This window comes from Hyphomicrobium sp. ghe19 (assembly GCF_902712875.1).
Classification (GTDB): Bacteria; Pseudomonadota; Alphaproteobacteria; order Rhizobiales; family Hyphomicrobiaceae; genus Hyphomicrobium_B.
This window is the reverse complement of the sequence record NZ_LR743509.1, coordinates 4,581,380-4,597,500: the sequence shown is the minus strand read 5'-3', so window position 1 is coordinate 4,597,500 and position 16,121 is coordinate 4,581,380. Positions and strand designations below refer to the sequence as shown.

The window sequence follows — 16,121 nt, the reverse complement described above, 5'->3', positions numbered from 1 at the left end:
GGTACCCGCGCAAGGAACGGACTCCTGGCAGCCAAAGGCGGCGACGTCGGACAATCTCAACACGACCGATATCTTCAAGTCGACCGAAGCCCCCGACGAGCCGTCCGACGACCTCGAAGGCGGACAGGTGATCGTCGTGAAGGTCGGCCCGCAGGACACGCTCGCAAAAATCCTCGCCAAAGCCGGCGCGCCCGAATGGGACGTGCACAGCATGATCGAGGCGGGTCACGCAATCTTCTCGGAGAACGCACTCGTTCCGGGCCAGGAAGTTCGCATAACGCTCATTCCCTCGCTCTCCGATCCGCGCAAGATGGAACCGGCGCGCTACTCGATATTCTCCGATGGCCACGACCATCTCGTCACCGTCAGCCGCAGCGCCGCCGGCGAATTCGTCGGCTCTTCGCAACCGCCGTTCAACGACGAGCTGCAGCACATCGCCAACAGCGACGGCGACGATCCGCAGAACGTCAGCCTCTATGCCAGCGTCTATTTCGCAGGCCTCAATCAAAGTCTGCCGCCCGAAACCATCTCGAAGGTGTTGAGCATCAATGCCTTCGATACGGACTTCCGCCGCCGCGTCCGCCCGGGCGATGCGCTCGAGATGTTCTTCGACATGAAGGACGATCAATCGACCGACGGTAATCCCGGCGAACTTCTCTACACGGCGATCTCGAGCGGCGGCGCTCTCTACAAATTCTATCGCTTCCGCTCGGCCGATGGCGTCGTCGACTACTACGACGAGGACGGCAACAACTCGAAGAAGTTCCTTGTCCGCAAGCCCGTTCGCGGCGACGACGTGCGCCTCACGTCCGGCTTCGGCGTTCGTTTCCACCCGCTGCTCAACTCGCGAAAAATGCACACCGGCGTCGACTGGGCCTGCGCGCAGGGCACCCCGATCATTGCCGCAGGCAACGGAACGATCGAGGAAGTCGGACACAAGGGCTACTACGGCAATTATATCCGCATTCGTCATGCCAACGGCTATCAGACCGCTTACGGCCACATGAGCCGCTTCGGAAACGTGACCCCCGGCATGAAAGTCCGCCAGGGCCAGGTCATCGGCTTCGTTGGATCGACAGGTTTGTCGTCAGGTCCGCACGTGCACTTCGAGGTGCTCGTCAACAACCGCTTCGTCGATCCAATGTCGATTCAGGTGCCGCGTGAAAGAAAGCTCGACGGCAAGGATCTCGCCGAATTCCAGAAAGAGCGCGGCCGCATTGAAGAGCTCATGCGCCGCACGCCCGTGATGCAGCAGAACAAATAGCGCCGTTCTGTTTCGTTCGCCGCCGTGCATCTCGCGTTTGCGCATCACGAGAATAACCCGCGCGCGAAAAAATCTCAGAAACCATTTGTGAATACTCTGATGGAAAGCTCGGGGTCGTCATCAGATTTCGAATCGCGGATGATGCGATCTGGGTCTCAACACGTCCGCGGGGGACGAAACCACGGAGGGAAGAACCATGAAGACCTTTGCAGGCTGTCTTGTCGTCGCCGCAGGCATTGTCATCGGACCGGCCGCCGCCAACGCTTATGAACGCGTGACCGATGCAGCATTAGGCGGCCTCGCAGGAGCAGTTGTATTTGGTCCCGTCGGCCTCGTCGCAGGCGGCGTCATCGGCTACACCGCCGGTCCGAACATCGCGTGCAAAATCGGCGCGAAGCGCTGTTACCACCGCGCCCGTTACAACCGCGATCGCGATCGTGATCGTCCGCGCAACTAATCAGTCTTCCGCGATCGGCGGCCGGCTCCACGGAGTGGAGTCGCCGATCGCAATCACAGACACGCGCCAAAGGCGTGTCACCTATTGCAATCAGCACCTCACATCTTGTTGCCCGACTTCGTATCCTGCTTGAGGAAGGCGATGATCTTCGCGCGCTCGCCCGCATCCGCTAGCCCGCTGAAGATCGCGCCCATGTTGTTCCCCGGCACGACCGCATTCGGATTGGTGATCCATTGGTCGAGCGTCTTCTCGTCCCAAGTGATGCCCGAACTCTTGAGCGAATCCGAATATTCAAAGCCTGGAACGGTCCCCGCCTTCCGGCCGACGACGCCGTAAAGCGTCGGACCCAATCGATTGTCGCCCTTGTCGAACGCGTGACACTCGCGGCAATGGCCGTTGAAGGCCAGCTCGAGGTCGTCGTTGGAGGGATTGCTTTGAGCGAGAACTGCCGCGGTCGTGCCGAGGCAATAGAGAGTTGCGGCTGCGGCGACGAGAACGACGCCGGCCTGAAGGGAAATTTTTTTCATGCGACCTGGAGGAAAGTTTGAGATGCTTCGACGGATGATGAACGTGGAAGAATAAGCAGTGTTCCTCTCGAAACGTTTACAAATCCGACAAGTTACACGCGGCGCCGTTCGCGGCGAATTCCGCATCTGATTATTCGCGGACCTGCTTCTATCAGCGAGGCTGTTCCGAAGGCTTGGACGGCCGCGGCTGCGATGTAACGTAAGCCGCTACGTCCCATGCCTGCTGTTCGCTCAAAAACGGATTGCGATAGTCCGTCGTTAAGTAGGGCATGTTGGCTCGGATGAAGGCCGCGGCAGTTTCTATATGGCTCATGCCCGCTTCTGAATTGAACGAATCTGCGCCCCACAGCGGCGGCACCGAAAAACCAACCTCGGGTGGCAATCCACGTTGGCCCTGACCGTTCGTTCCGTGACAGCTGGCACATGAGTCGGAGAAAATTTTCTCACCGCGCTCACGGTCCGGTTTTTGCTGTGCCGGCGCTAGCGGCAGCAGTCCCATCCCGGCCACCCGCACACCTTCCGGAGAGTCTTTTCCAACAAATCGCATGTAGGCGATGAGGGCATCCATCTCGCGTCCGTTTTCGGGCAGCGGCTGGCCATTCATACTGCGCGTCATGCACCCATTGATGCGCTCGGAGAGCGTCACGACTTCATCGTTCGCCATCATGGGGAATGACGCGAACGTCGAAACAAAAGGTGCTGCGAACGGTTTGCTCCCGGCTTTCAAATGACATTGCGTGCAAGCCAAATCGTTGCCGGCATATCGTAATGCCGGATCCGAGGCGCTCTTGCCGATCAAATGCGGCGTCTCCGTAACGAGCTGCCATCCATACTGGATCAACTGGTTTTCAGGAGTTGCCGGAAGCTTGAAGACGTCGCGAGATGCGTACCAGTTAGGTGGCCATCCCCACACGATGTATCCGGCACCAAGTCCGATGAGCCCTGCTGTCAGCCCAACGAGCAGCACTATTCCCTTGGCATTTGGTCCGCTCATTGGCCCCCCGCGCAGCTAGTAGGACCTATCCTCTAACCTCGGAAGCGTTAACGGCCGCAAAATACCCGCCCGACCGACATCCCCGCGAAGGCCCGGATCCAGCAGACGCTCGTTATCCAGACGCGAAATTCGTTGTTTACCTTTTGCAACGGGATCTCGCGCGTTCGCAGGAAAAGAAGTGTTTTCATAGGGCCACGGGGTGTCGAGAGGGCAGGAGCCTGCAAGATGCCAGAACGTTCAGCGCGAGGACGACGCCTATGTATAAGCGCGTCGATTGCCGCTTGGTCCTTTGCCGTAGTGATCGGTCAATCGACGGCGGTAAGAGCCCAGAGCATCACCCCCCAGGAAGCACACGACATCGCCGTCAATGCCTACCTGTATTTCTATTCCCCCGTGACGATGGATCTGACCCGGAAGCAGCTAATCAATACGCCGGCCGGCGAGGAATCGATCGGTGGTCCGATGAATACCTTCGCCAACATAGAATCCTATCCGACTGCCGACATGCGGGTCGTCGTCCGCCCGAATTTCGATACGCTCTATTCGAGCGCCTGGCTTGATCTCACGAAAGAGCCCGTCGTTGTCTCGGTGCCCGATACGCATGGGCGGTACTATCTTCTGCCGATGCTCGATATGTGGACGGATGTCTTTGCGTCACCCGGCTGGCGAACGACCGGAACACAAGCCGGTAACTTTGTTCTCGTGCCGCCGGGCTGGAAGCCCGAACTGAAAGGAAAGATGATTGAGGATTTCGGGCTGCCGAAAGACACCCAGCTCATCGACGCCCCGACGCCTTACGTCTGGATTATTGGACGCACGAAGACGGATGGCCCGGCGGATTACGATGCGGTTCACGAAATCCAGTCAGGCTTCAAGATCACGCCGCTCTCCGAATGGGGCAAAGCCCCGGCGCCGATCGAAGCCAAGATTGATCCGAGCGTCGACGTGAAGACGCCGCCCAAAACCCTCGTCGATACAATGCCTGCCGGCAAATTCTTTGCTTATGCCGCCGAACTTTTGAAGCTGCACCCTCCGCACATTACGGATCAACCGATCATCGCGCAGATGCGCCATATCGGCATTGAGCCCGGCAAGAGCTTCGACATCACCAAGTTGGATCCCGCCGTTCAAAAGGCGCTTGAGACGGCTCCGCAGGACGCGCAGCAGCTCATCAAATGGAAGCTCCCGACATTGGCACGCGTGGCCAACGGCTGGTCGATGAACACCGACACGATGGGCGTCTACGGCAACTACTATCTGAAACGAGCCCTGATCACCCAATTTGGCCTCGGCGCCAACCTGCCCGAGGACGCGATCTATCCAGCAAACCTCGCAGACGACACTGGCAAGCCTCTCGACGGCGCCAATAAATACACAATCCATTTTGACAAGGCGACGATGCCGCCGGTCAACGCCTTCTGGTCAATCACGCTCTACGATGATGAGGGGTTCCAGGTTGCCAACGATCTAAATCGCTTCGCTGTCAGCAGCTGGATGCCCTTCAAGTTCAACGCGGACGGCTCACTCGATCTCTATTTTCAAAATGACAGCCCCGGCGCCGATAAAGAAGCGAACTGGCTGCCTGCACCAGAAGGGCCGTTCAATCTCACCTTGCGCCTCTACGCCCCGCAATCCGATGCGCTCACCGGCAAATGGAACCCGCCGCCTGTGGTGCGGAGCCTAGGCATCGCGCCGGTGACAGCCCAGTGAGGTCATAAGAACGCCCCTCGCTCAAGGGGCGTTCTCCTTTCAAATGTGGAAGGTCGTCTTTGGATCACGACAGCCCAAGAGAGCGTGGCGTTTGCATTGATGCACCACAGCGACCTGCAAAGCGAAATGCTTACAGAACAGTAAGAATGCCGGCGCTATTCCGCCTTCGATGAGAAGCAGGTGATCAGATATATAAGCTCTCGATTTCCTGTCTCCGTCAGGCACCCAAAATAAAATGACGAATGAAATTGTTGGTTTCCCCCTCGGTGAAAATGGGCGGGCGGCAGCTCTGCAACGAGCAGCCCAACGAGTCATTCAATTGTGGGGGGCAGTAGCGGGTCGAGATTTCTCGCTTCCCTTGCTGATCGGCGTCTGTCTCCTGGTCTCGGTGCCGCCAGCGCTTTTTCATGGGTACCATTATGTTGAAGGACTGACTGTAACGATTGCTCAAAGCGCGTTGGACGATGGGAATTGGCTTACTCCGCACATCTACAATGCGCGTTGGATAGAGCGCCCGACGCTTCTATCCTGGCTGATAGCGGCGATTAGCCTGCCGTTCGGCCACGTCAGTCCATTCATTGCACGTCTCCCAATAATTCTATCTCTTCTGTCCGGTATTCTGCTGGTTTGGCGCGCCTTGCGGCCCGTGGCGAGCGCCGAAGCGGCCGTGTTTGGGGCGGCCCTATTTTTAGCGAGCCCCATCGTCATGCGATATTACGTGACGTCGGTGGCCGACATTCCACTCGCAGTCGTATTGTTCGGCGCATTCCTCGTTTGGTGGCGCTCATATGCCACCGGGCGAATTTCTCTCAGTTGCTGGATTGGAATTGGCGGACTTCTGGCGGTAGCGGCACTGATGAAGGGACCTCAGCCCGTTGCCTATTTCATGCTTGGTCTTCTGACCTTCGTCGCCATGACCTCTACGTGGTGGCAAATTCCGGGCCTCATTCTAGCGGGCTTTCTGGCGGCCATCCCCACCGGCTTATGGTACGCATATGTCTTCGTTCCCGGTGATCAAAGCGAATGGTTGAGATACACAAGGCTTGCATCTCCCGGGATCGCTCAGCCGCACCCGCTCGCCAATGCGGCCGACTTCTTTTTCGAGTCTCTTCCAGCGGCGTTGATGGCTATCGCCCTACTGCTGACGGGCCGCAGTTCCGTCAAAAAAACCGTCCCGCAAAATTTTGTGCTGGCACTGAGCTGCTACGCTTTCGCCTGCACCGTGGTCATTCTGTTTTGGCCAGCCGAGGTCAATCCCCGCTATGTCTTGCCGATGGTGCTGCCACTATGCGTGCTCGGGGGCATCGCCTACGACGCTTTGTCGGAGCGCAGGACAGTCCTCGTCGCGAGCGGCATTTGTATCACGACGGTTTTGTTGGGATATGCGGCGGTCCATTCAGTTTTCGATGGGCTGATCACACCAGCTTATATTCATTCGAAAATCAGCGGTGCACAAATCGTTGAGCTCGTCCGCAATGCGCCCGCTCCAATTTATCGGACAGATCCGCGCGCGGGCCTGAATGAATTTTCGTATGTGCCCTCCAGGGTCACGACAATCCGTGCAAATACGATATCGACGATCGCTAAACCCGCATGGATCGTGGTTCCCTCAACGGACGCACCAGCGATTATTGCGCAAGGCAAAGGACGAATAATGTCTCGCCTGGCATTAGACCACTCGATTTTACTTAGATTTGAATAGGTTTGTCGACTATTGTATTACCAGGCGCTATCTTGCTCGCCGACTTGGCTTTGAGCTTAGAAGACTCCTGGAAGCATCATCGTGCTGAAACATCTGGCTGTATCAACGGCTCTTCAGTTAGGCATTTCAATCGCAAAGATCGCGGATCCGAACGATGTTCGCGCGTTAATCCGGCGCATGCACCCGGTTACGACTGAGCACGAACTTGTGCGCATCGGTTGCTCAGGCGACGGCGGCTACCTCGTTCCGAATGATTTGGACGGCATCACCGCCTGCTTCTCGCCCGGCGTCGACAACCGGGCAACCTTTGAGGAAACGCTCATTGCGCGCGACATCCCATGTCACCTAGCCGACGCCAGCGTGAACTTTAATCCGATTAAGGACGAGACCAAAAGCACGTTCCTCAAAAAATACATTGGCGTGTTGAACAATGATCTATTCATCACGCTCGATAAGTGGATCGATACTTTTGATCCTAGCGGCGGCGATTTGTTGCTGCAGATGGATATCGAGGGCGCTGAGTGGCAAGCGTTGCTCAATATTTCCGAGAAAAATCTCGCGCGCTTCCGCATCATTATCGTTGAGCTGCACGATATGGAACGACTGATGGACAAACATGCCTTCCAGGTCATCAAAGCGGTGATGGATCGGCTGCTCGAAAAGTTCTACATCGTGCACAATCATCCGAACAACTATGGCGGCCTCGTCACCGCGGGTGACATTGAGATACCGCGCGTGCATGAATTGACGTTACTCCGGCGCGACCGGGTAGAGAACGCGATGCCCGCGACACGGTTTCCACATCTGCTCGACCGGACCAACGCTGAGGATCGGCAAGACATCCTGCTGCCGCCGATCTGGCACGGCTGAAACCCTTCGCAGTTGCTCCGCACCTGCTTCCGCTCCAAGGCCAAAGCGCCGATGCAGTGGGCACAGGGACGCGGCACCTCTGCGCGTCAGCGCAGCATCGCGATCGATACTTGGCGCCGGATTGGGTCAGAAGCGAACGCGATGCTCACCGCGCCGCACATCCCTTGATGCGTGTCGCGCGGCAGGCAGCAAATCCCCGGCTTGATCGTCTCGAAGGGCGGCCCTGCATGCCCGCTCAACGTTCGCGGCACGAGCTTCTGCCCTTTGTCCAGCGCGGTAAGATACGTAGGCTGTGCGCCGATAGAGCGGGGATAGTTTTTCCCTGGCGATCTTTTGCGAACCAGAAGATAAAGCTCGAACGCAACACGGCCTTCACTCGCGTTCGATGGCAACAGCTGATGTCGAAACTCAAGGATGAATTGCGCGCAGTTTTGCAGGAAGAAACGCGCCTACTTGAAACAAGCGGCGACAGCGGCGCCGCAAGCAAACATCCCCGAGGAGTGACGTCCCGGTCGATTGTTTATTCGTCGAACTGCAGCCATAGCGGACGCTGGGATCGATGGAGACCTTGATGGCCGCGAAATGCTTGACGAGCCGTCCCCGTCGGCCGACTGCGCAGAGCGCGCAGTCGCCGGGGACAAAGCATCAAGCAATCTCCTTCGCCCGTACCCCGTTGATCGTCAGATCGCCGTCGGCAACGGAAAGGCGCACGGTGTCGCCGTCCTTCACGTCGCCCGCCAGGATCTTCTCGGCGAGCGGGTCCTGCACGGTCCGCTGGATGACGCGCTTCAATGGCCGCGCGCCGTAAGCGGGATCGTAGCCGCGGTTGGCGATCCACTGCCGCGCCGCATCGTCCAGCTCGATCTTGATCTTGCGATCCGCGAGCAGCTTCTGCAGACGGCCGATCTGAATATCGACGATCTTCGTCATCTCGCTCCGCTGCAAGCGGTGGAACAGAATGATGTCGTCGAGACGGTTCAGGAACTCGGGCCTGAACTTCGTCCGGACTTCCGCCATCACCTCTTCGCGCACGGCTTCGGTGTCCTCGCCTTCCTTCTGGTTGACGAGATATTCCGCGCCGATGTTCGACGTCAGCACGATCAGCGTGTTCTTGAAGTCGACCGTGCGGCCCTGGCCGTCCGTCAGGCGCCCGTCGTCGAGCACCTGCAGAAGCACGTTGAAGACATCCGGGTGCGCCTTCTCAATCTCGTCGAAGAGGATGATCTGATACGGCCGCCGGCGCACGGCTTCCGTCAGCGCACCGCCTTCTTCGTAACCGACATATCCCGGAGGCGCGCCGATCAAGCGCGCAACCGAATGCTTCTCCATGTACTCCGACATGTCGATCCGAATGAGCGCAGTGTCGTCGTCGAAGAGGTATCCGGCGAGCGCTTTTGTGAGCTCCGTCTTGCCGACGCCGGTCGGGCCTAAGAACATGAACGAGCCGATCGGCCGGTTCGGGTCTTGCAGCCCGGCGCGGGCGCGGCGAACCGCAGTCGACACGGCGACGACGGCTTCCCGCTGTCCGATGACGCGCTTCGAGAGAGCGTCCTCCATCTTGAGAAGCTTCTCGCGCTCGCCTTCGAGCATCTTGTCGACAGGCACGCCCGTCCAGCGCGACACGACGGCCGCGATCTGATCCGGCGTCACCGCCTCTTCGACAAGCGCACCCTTGCCTTCCTGCTGTTCGACCGCTTGAAGCTTCCTTTCGAGTTCGGGTATTCGGCCGTAACGAAGCTCGCCCGCGCGCGCCAGGTCACCCTTGCGCTGCGCCTGCTCGAGTTCGTTCCGCAGGTTGTCGAGCTCTTCCTTGATCTTCTGCGCCGAACCGAGCTTCTGCTTCTCGGCTTCCCAGCGCTGCGTCATCGCTTTCGACTTTTCTTCGAGATCGGCAATCGACTTTTCGATGCGGCCAAGACGATCCTTGGAAGCCGAATCCGTTTCCTTCTTCAAGGCTTCGCGTTCGATCAGCAGCTGCATCAGATCGCGATCGATCGCATCGAGCTCTTCGGGTTTGGAATCGACCTGCATCCGAAGACGCGACGCCGCTTCGTCGACGAGGTCGATCGCCTTGTCGGGCAGAAAGCGGTCCGTGATGTAACGGTTCGACAGCGTTGCAGCAGCGACCAGCGCGCTATCGGTGATGCGCACGCCATGATGCAGCTCGTACTTCTCTTTCAAGCCGCGCAGGATCGAGATCGTATCCTCGACTGTCGGCTCAGAAACGAAGATCGGCTGGAAGCGCCGCGCCAGCGCCGCGTCCTTCTCGATGTGCTTGCGATATTCTTCGAGCGTCGTCGCGCCGACGCAGTGGAGTTCACCGCGGGCGAGCGCAGGCTTCAACAGGTTGCCGGCATCCATCGAGCCCTCGGTCTTGCCGGCGCCGACGATGGTATGCAGCTCGTCGATGAACAGAATGATGTTGCCGCCTTCGGCCTCGACCTCGGACAGAACGGCTTTCAAACGCTCCTCGAACTCGCCGCGATATTTGGCGCCCGCGATCAGTGCGCCCATGTCGAGCGAGAGCAGCTTTTTGTTCTTGAGGCTTTCAGGCACGTCGCCCTTGACGATGCGCTGCGCCAAGCCTTCGGCAATCGCCGTCTTGCCGACGCCGGGCTCGCCGATGAGAACGGGATTGTTCTTCGTGCGCCGCGACAGCACTTGGATGGTGCGGCGGATTTCTTCGTCGCGTCCGATAACGGGATCGAGCTTGCCGGTCGCCGCCGCTTCGGTGAGATCGCGCGAATAGCGCTTCAAAGCATCATAGGCCTGTTCGGCAGACGCCGTGTCGGCCGTGCGGCCCTTGCGAATGTCGTTGATGGCGCCATTGAGCTTGTCCGCCGTAACGCCCGCGTCGCGCAGGATCTTGCCGGCGTCCGTCGTGTTGTCGAGCGCCAACGCGAGCAGCAGCCGCTCGGCCGTGACGAACTTGTCGCTCGCTTTGTCGGCAAGCTTCTCGGCGGAATCGAACATCCTCGCCATCTCGGGCGAGACGTAGACCTGACCGGAACCGCCGGTCACCTTCGGCTTTTTGGCGAGATCGGCTTCGACCTCACGCAGCGCCTTCCGCGAATCTCCACCCGACCGCTGAATGAGACCGCTCGCCAGACCCTCCGGGTCGTCGAGCAGCACTTTCAGGAGATGAGCGGGGGTGACCTGTTGATGATTTTCGCGTAGCGCCAGCGACTGGGCTGCCTGAACGAAGCCCTTGGCGCGGTCCGTGTACCGTTCAAAATTCATGTCGCGTTCTCCAGCGCATTCTCACCACCCCATAAGGCCCGGAAAGAATGCCATGCGATTTGATATTTATCATCCAGGCGCGGACAAAGACCCAATGGTAGGCATCCCCACCGCCCCGTATGATCAACGCGATATAGGCGTGGGCGGCGCCGGAAAAAGGGGCTGGGAAGGCAAAACCGGGGGAAATTTCGCGCCATGGCAAAGGTTGGTCCCGCAAGGATTGAAGCTCTTTATCGCCACCCGGTTAAGGGTTTGATGCCGGAACCGCTCGAAAGCGTTCCTTTGACTCCCATGTAGACGTTGCCCTTCGACCCTGCGTACGCGATCGAAAATGGACACGGCCCCTTCGATCCTGAAAACCCCCGCCCTCTCTCGAAGATCCACTTCGTCGTGCCGATGACGAACGAGGAACTTGCAACGCTTCGCACGGAGCTTGACGAGCGGACGTCGACGCTCGTTATCGTCAAGGCGGGTATCGAGAACGCCCGCGGTGACCTTCGCACGGAGTACGACCGCCGCCGGATCGACCGGCGTCCGCGATTTGAAAATCCCTTCGTTTCTTTCGAAGACGCTCGGCCACTAAGATTTCGTCGTTTTACGCACGGATCGTTGATGGCGGCAGCGTCCAGACCGGCGACGACTTCGAAATCACCGATTGACGGCGGCCGCTCGCCACGCCCCACATCCGTCATCCCGGCGAAGGCCGGGATCCAGGCAACGGTCAGCGCAGCAGGTGTCCGCACCAGCCGATGGCGGCCTAAAACGCATTTCGCCGGCCACGGAGACCGTGACCGGCGAAAAAATGCACGCGCTGATGCTCGCGCTTATTCCTGGTCTTCGTTCGCGTTCGCAGCGGCCGGCGGCGCAACCGGAGCCTCGGCGGGCTCCTCACGGCGCGGGCGGCGAACTGGACGGCGAAGGAATGCCGGTTGTTCCTGCTCGATGGAGGCCGGAGCGGCCGCTGGCGCTGGACGCTCTGCTCGTTCGGGACGTTCAGCGCGCTCAGGACGCTCTGCCCGTTCCGGACGCTCCGCCCGTTCGGCACGCTCTACCCGTTCCGGACGCTCGGCTCGCTCGGGACGTTCGGCCCGCTCTGGGCGCTCCGCACGCTCGGGACGTTCCGCGCGCTCAGCGACAGGCTGCGGCGCGCCAACGACTGGCTGAGGGAAACCATTGACGCCATCGCGATCGCCGCCGTTGGAGTTGCCGTTCGGGCCCTGATAACGCTCACGGCGGCGGAAACCGCCCTCGCCCTGATTGTGATTGCCTTCGCCGCCATGCGGACGCCGGTCGTCGCGGTAGCGGTTGTCGCCACGGAAATCTTGCCGGTCGTTGCGATCGTTCCGGTCGTACCGCTGCTGGTCGCCCCGATCGTTGCGATTGTCATTGCGATTGTTGTTGAAGCGCTCGTGCCGCGGCTGGCGGTTTTCGTAGCGGTTCTGATTGTCGAAGTTGCGCGGCTGCTGCGGGAACGGCGGCTGCTGCGGATCGGGCTGCTGCCCAGCTTGGCCACCGAGCTGCGGCTGACCGCCGAACTCGTCGCCTTCCTCGTCACCGAACTCATCGCCGTCCGAACCCTCGGGCCCGGCGAGCGAATGCGTGCGAGCGGCCCCGTTACCCATGGGGTCGACGCCACCCTGCTGCGCCATCTGTTCGCGATAGCTGAGGATGATGCGATTGTAGTGTTCCGCGTGCTGCAGGTAATTCTCAGCCAGCACCGGATCGCCCGAAGACAACGCGTCACGCGCCAGCGTTATGTACTTTTCAGCGATGTGCGAGGGCGTGCCGCGGATTTTCACATCGGGCCCCGAGCTCTCGAAACTGCGCATCAGGGGATTTTGCGATTTGCGGTTATTGTTATTATTATTGTTGTTGTTGTTTCGACCGCGACCGCGACGGTTCTGTTGACCTTGCCTCATGGGCTCCCGTTCATGCTTGTTGATACGTTGCCACCGGCGCTCGCTGATCGTTATGCGGCGCCATGGATCCTCCGATCCAATTCAATAAGTCGATTCTAAAGCCACCACTGCCCCACGGACCTCAGTCCCGGCTCTTGCCCCACTGCCTTGGGCAAAATCGCAGTAATCCCGTTCATCAACCCTGCAAAAGATACTAGAGCCGTCCTCAAAGGAGCTTTGTCAGCACACGCGCCGAGAAAAGAAGCTCGACGCTCGACACTCAACGGACCAAGACGTCCGCGAAAGTTTGCGCTGATGATCTGAGATGGGAAGGCCGGGTTTATCGCCGCTTCAGCGGCACGTCAGCTCCGGGCGCATCCGATCAAACTCTTCACTGCCGATATTACCCCGGAAACACGTTTCCGCAAATAGAAATGATCGGTTAGGTTAGAGATGTATCTCCATTGCAACAGCTCGGGCATGTCCGCCGAGATCGAGGCGCCGGCCGATGGGCTGCGCACCGACTGCCTTGAATAGGCTTTCCACAGCATCCGCTTGTGTCGAGCCAACCTCAAGGATAAGCCTCAGCGGGCTCTGCAATTCCAAGGCGTTATGGGCGATCTCACGGTAAACGTCCAAGCCGTCCGCCCCGCCATCCAAAGCCAGAAGCGGATCGAAATCCTTAACTTCTCGCTCGAGGCCGGCAATCTCTTCCCCGCTTATATAGGGAGGGTTTGAGACGAGAAGGTCGAATGGGCCCGGACAGCCGGAGAGACCAGATGTCGCAACGAACACGATTCGGCCGGCAACGCCCAATCTATCGGCATTTCCCCGGGCGACTTCGAGTGCGGCCAAACTGACATCGGTCGCCACCCCCGTCGCGCCGGGAAGTTCGGCAAGCAGCGTCGAAATGAGAATGCCCGAACCCGTACCGATGTCGGCAATCCTAAGCGGCCGCCCCGAAAGCCCGCTCGACCTAATGACGTCGAGAGCGAGATCTATGACGGCCTCGGTATCGGGCCTTGGATCGAGAACGTCCGGCGTCACGGTGAACATCCGGCCATAGAATTCGCGTCGCCCGAGAATCCGTGAAACAGGCTCATGCGCAAGCCGGCGACTGACAGCGTCGCTGACGATCTCCGCTGCAGCTCCCAACGGCCGCGAAGCTGCCGAAATGAGCTGCGCGCCATCGATCCCAAGCAATCCCTGCAGCAGAAAACGCGCGTCGCGTTGCGGGCTTTCGAGCCCTTGCTCGACGAACGCCCGCGTCATTGCCGCCAAAGCATCCGCGACGGTCTGCTCTGGCCGAAGATCCACGAGAGGCAAATCCTGAGCGCGCGATACCGGCATGTTACGCCGCGCTCAGTTCCGCGAGCATTGTCGCCTGATGATCGGTCACGAGCGCGTCGATCAAGGCATCGAGACCGCCGCCGGTAATGATCTCATCGAGATTGTAGAGCGTCAGGTTGATCCGGTGATCGGTGACCCGGCCCTGCGGAAAATTATACGTCCTGATCCGCTGCGAACGATCGCCCGAGCCGACCTGCGATTTGCGTGCGTCGGAACGCTCGTTGGCGGCCTTCTCGCGTTCGAGTTCGTAAACGCGCGCTTTGAGAACAGCCATGGCCAGACGGCGATTCTGATGCTGCGATTTTTCCGCCGACACAACGACGATCCCCGTCGGCAAATGCGTCATGCGAACGGCGCTTTCCGTCTTGTTGACGTGCTGACCGCCCGCGCCGCCTGCCCGCATCGTATCGATGCGGATGTCTTCCGGCTTGATGTCGACGTCGAGTTCTTCCGCTTCCGGCATGATCGCGACCGTCGCAGCCGATGTATGGATGCGGCCGCTCGCTTCCGTCGCCGGAACCCGCTGCACCCGGTGCACCCCGGATTCGAACTTGAGCCGCGCAAACACGCCCTGGCCCGTGATCGAGGCGATGATTTCCTTGTAGCCGCCGAGATCGTTCTCAGACGCCGAGATGATCTCCGTCTTCCAGCCCTTGAGGTCGGCATAGCGTGAATACATGCGGAACAGATCCGCCGCAAAAAGCGCGGCCTCGTCGCCGCCTGTTCCCGCCCGGACCTCGAGGATCGCGCTTTTCTCGTCGGCGGCATCCTTGGGAAGCAGCGCGATGCGAAGAAGCTGCTCGAGCCCGGTGATGCGCTCCGAGAGGCTCGCGCGCTCCGCATAGGCGAGATCGACCATGTCCTTGTCGGCGCTTGGATCGCGAATAAGCTGTTCGAGGTCCTTGTTTTCCGCCTCCGCTTTGCGCAGGGCGTCAATCTGCGCCACGACGGGGCTCAGCTCCGAGAATTCCTTGGTCAACTTCACGTAGTCGGCTTGCGAGACGCCGTGGTTCAGCTGATCCTGAATAGCCATCCAGCGTTCGGAAAGACGGTCGAGTTTTTCGCGCGGCAGTGCTGACATGTGTTCGATGGGTTTCGCCGGTGGGCTTAGACGTGGGCTTTGATGACAGGCCGCGAAAGAACCGCGGAGCGCTCTGAGCGCGAAGGTCGCGCATCAGCCGGCTCGTATCTAATACGAACCGCCGCCGATCCGCAATTTATCCCCCCGCCGCGACCGGGGATCGTCGACCTCGATATAGCGCATACCGTCTCGGATGGGGCCGTAATGTTCCTGAAAATAGCTGCTGGCCCAGCGCACGGCCGACCCGAACGGCTTTGAAACGGTTTCAAAAATAGACGAATGCAACATAAGCAGCATCAGGCCGAGGGGCAGCGACACGGCGTAAAGGGCCCGCTGCGGCCGTCGCCGGAACTGATCGAGCGCTTCTTGCGGCAGCCGCTTGGCGCCATTCGCAATCGCCGAACCGGCACGCATGAAGTTGGCCGCCTGCACGCTGCCTTGCCGCCCGGACTGCCTGTCCCTCGGTCCGCTCGTCGGGTTGCTCGGTAGCGAGCGCGGCTCGGACCGCGGCCAAGCTGACTGCGGCGAAGAGGGTTGCGAACGCGGAAACGGCTGCGCCTGCGCATGGGGCGGTGAATACGCCGGCGCCTGAACGTGAGCCGGCGGGTAATCGCTGGCGGCGGGCAGGCTCTGAACCGGCGCAAAACTGGAAAGATACGAGATTAATTGGCCGATGGCATTGAGCGCCGGGCGGCCATTGATACCGGCCATCGACGTATACGTCATGACGATCGCCGAGGTGTCGGGCCAGTCCGGCAAATATTCGACATGGCCGGTTTCGAGCGCTTCGATGACCTCCGGGCGAACCTGCAGATACTCCGCCGCCTGCGGCAGCGTCAGCCGCAATGCCCGCCTGAGATCGATAAAGAATTGCCCGATGAGAGCGCGGCTTTCAGCGATTTGCTGATGCTGAGCCGAATCCATGCGCGCCGTAACCGGCCGCGCATATTCATAACCCCCGACCGGAACGGTCTGCTCAAAGCCACGACGCATACAACATTCCGGCATAACGCGCCGGCCCCCAACGT

At 59.8% G+C, this 16,121-nt stretch carries 12 protein-coding genes (1 of these 12 cut by a window edge); 5 read left to right on the top strand and 7 right to left on the bottom strand.

Annotated features, from left to right (window positions below):
* Positions 1–1,264 carry the 3' portion of a M23 family metallopeptidase gene (locus tag AACL53_RS21885; protein ID WP_339086816.1) on the top strand. It extends 809 nt beyond the left edge of the window, so the window shows 1,264 of its 2,073 coding nt (coding positions 810–2,073); its start codon lies off the left edge, out of view; its stop codon occupies positions 1,262–1,264.
* A gap of 196 nt (positions 1,265–1,460) precedes the next feature.
* Positions 1,461–1,721: a hypothetical protein gene (locus AACL53_RS21880; RefSeq protein WP_339086814.1), complete on the top strand. Its 261-nt coding sequence runs from the start codon at positions 1,461–1,463 to the stop codon at positions 1,719–1,721.
* 98 nt (positions 1,722–1,819) lie between these two features.
* Here the strand turns inward: AACL53_RS21880 and AACL53_RS21875 are convergent, their stop codons facing one another.
* Together AACL53_RS21875 and AACL53_RS21870 are read right to left on the bottom strand one after the other, a co-directional pair.
* The gene (locus AACL53_RS21875; RefSeq protein ID WP_339086812.1) at positions 1,820–2,248 is read right to left on the bottom strand and encodes a cytochrome c family protein; all 429 of its coding nucleotides are present in this window, start codon (positions 2,246–2,248) and stop codon (positions 1,820–1,822) included.
* A 151-nt stretch (positions 2,249–2,399) separates the two neighbouring features.
* Entirely contained in the window at positions 2,400–3,242 is an 843-nt protein-coding gene (locus AACL53_RS21870; RefSeq protein ID WP_339086811.1) for a c-type cytochrome, read from the bottom strand.
* Between the two features lie 225 nt (positions 3,243–3,467).
* Between AACL53_RS21870 and AACL53_RS21865 the strand changes: the two genes are divergently transcribed.
* From AACL53_RS21865 to AACL53_RS21855, 3 genes are all read left to right on the top strand, one after another.
* On the top strand, positions 3,468–4,952 hold the full coding sequence (locus AACL53_RS21865) for a DUF1254 domain-containing protein (protein ID WP_339086809.1): 1,485 nt from the start codon (positions 3,468–3,470) through the stop codon (positions 4,950–4,952).
* 319 nt (positions 4,953–5,271) lie between these two features.
* On the top strand, positions 5,272–6,654 hold the full coding sequence (locus AACL53_RS21860; protein ID WP_339086808.1) for a glycosyltransferase family 39 protein: 1,383 nt from the start codon (positions 5,272–5,274) through the stop codon (positions 6,652–6,654).
* Positions 6,655–6,735: 81 nt separating this feature from the next.
* On the top strand, positions 6,736–7,524 hold the full coding sequence (locus tag AACL53_RS21855) for an FkbM family methyltransferase (protein WP_339086806.1): 789 nt from the start codon (positions 6,736–6,738) through the stop codon (positions 7,522–7,524).
* Positions 7,525–8,169: 645 nt separating this feature from the next.
* Here the strand turns inward: AACL53_RS21855 and clpB are convergent.
* From clpB to AACL53_RS21830, 5 genes are all read right to left on the bottom strand, one after another.
* Positions 8,170–10,764 (bottom strand): ATP-dependent chaperone ClpB, encoded by a 2,595-nt coding sequence (clpB, locus tag AACL53_RS21850; protein ID WP_339086805.1) that lies wholly within the window; start codon positions 10,762–10,764, stop codon positions 8,170–8,172.
* 824 nt (positions 10,765–11,588) lie between these two features.
* Positions 11,589–12,683 (bottom strand): DUF4167 domain-containing protein, encoded by a 1,095-nt coding sequence (locus AACL53_RS21845; protein ID WP_339086804.1) that lies wholly within the window; start codon positions 12,681–12,683, stop codon positions 11,589–11,591.
* Positions 12,684–13,109: 426 nt separating this feature from the next.
* Complete coding sequence (gene prmC, locus AACL53_RS21840) at positions 13,110–14,012, bottom strand: peptide chain release factor N(5)-glutamine methyltransferase (protein WP_339086802.1); 903 nt, start codon at positions 14,010–14,012, stop codon at positions 13,110–13,112.
* Between the two features lies 1 nt (position 14,013).
* Positions 14,014–15,093 (bottom strand): peptide chain release factor 1, encoded by a 1,080-nt coding sequence (gene prfA / locus AACL53_RS21835; RefSeq protein ID WP_339086800.1) that lies wholly within the window; start codon positions 15,091–15,093, stop codon positions 14,014–14,016.
* A 108-nt stretch (positions 15,094–15,201) separates the two neighbouring features.
* Positions 15,202–16,086 (bottom strand): helix-turn-helix domain-containing protein, encoded by an 885-nt coding sequence (locus tag AACL53_RS21830; protein ID WP_339086798.1) that lies wholly within the window; start codon positions 16,084–16,086, stop codon positions 15,202–15,204.
* Positions 16,087–16,121: the final 35 nt, after the last annotated feature.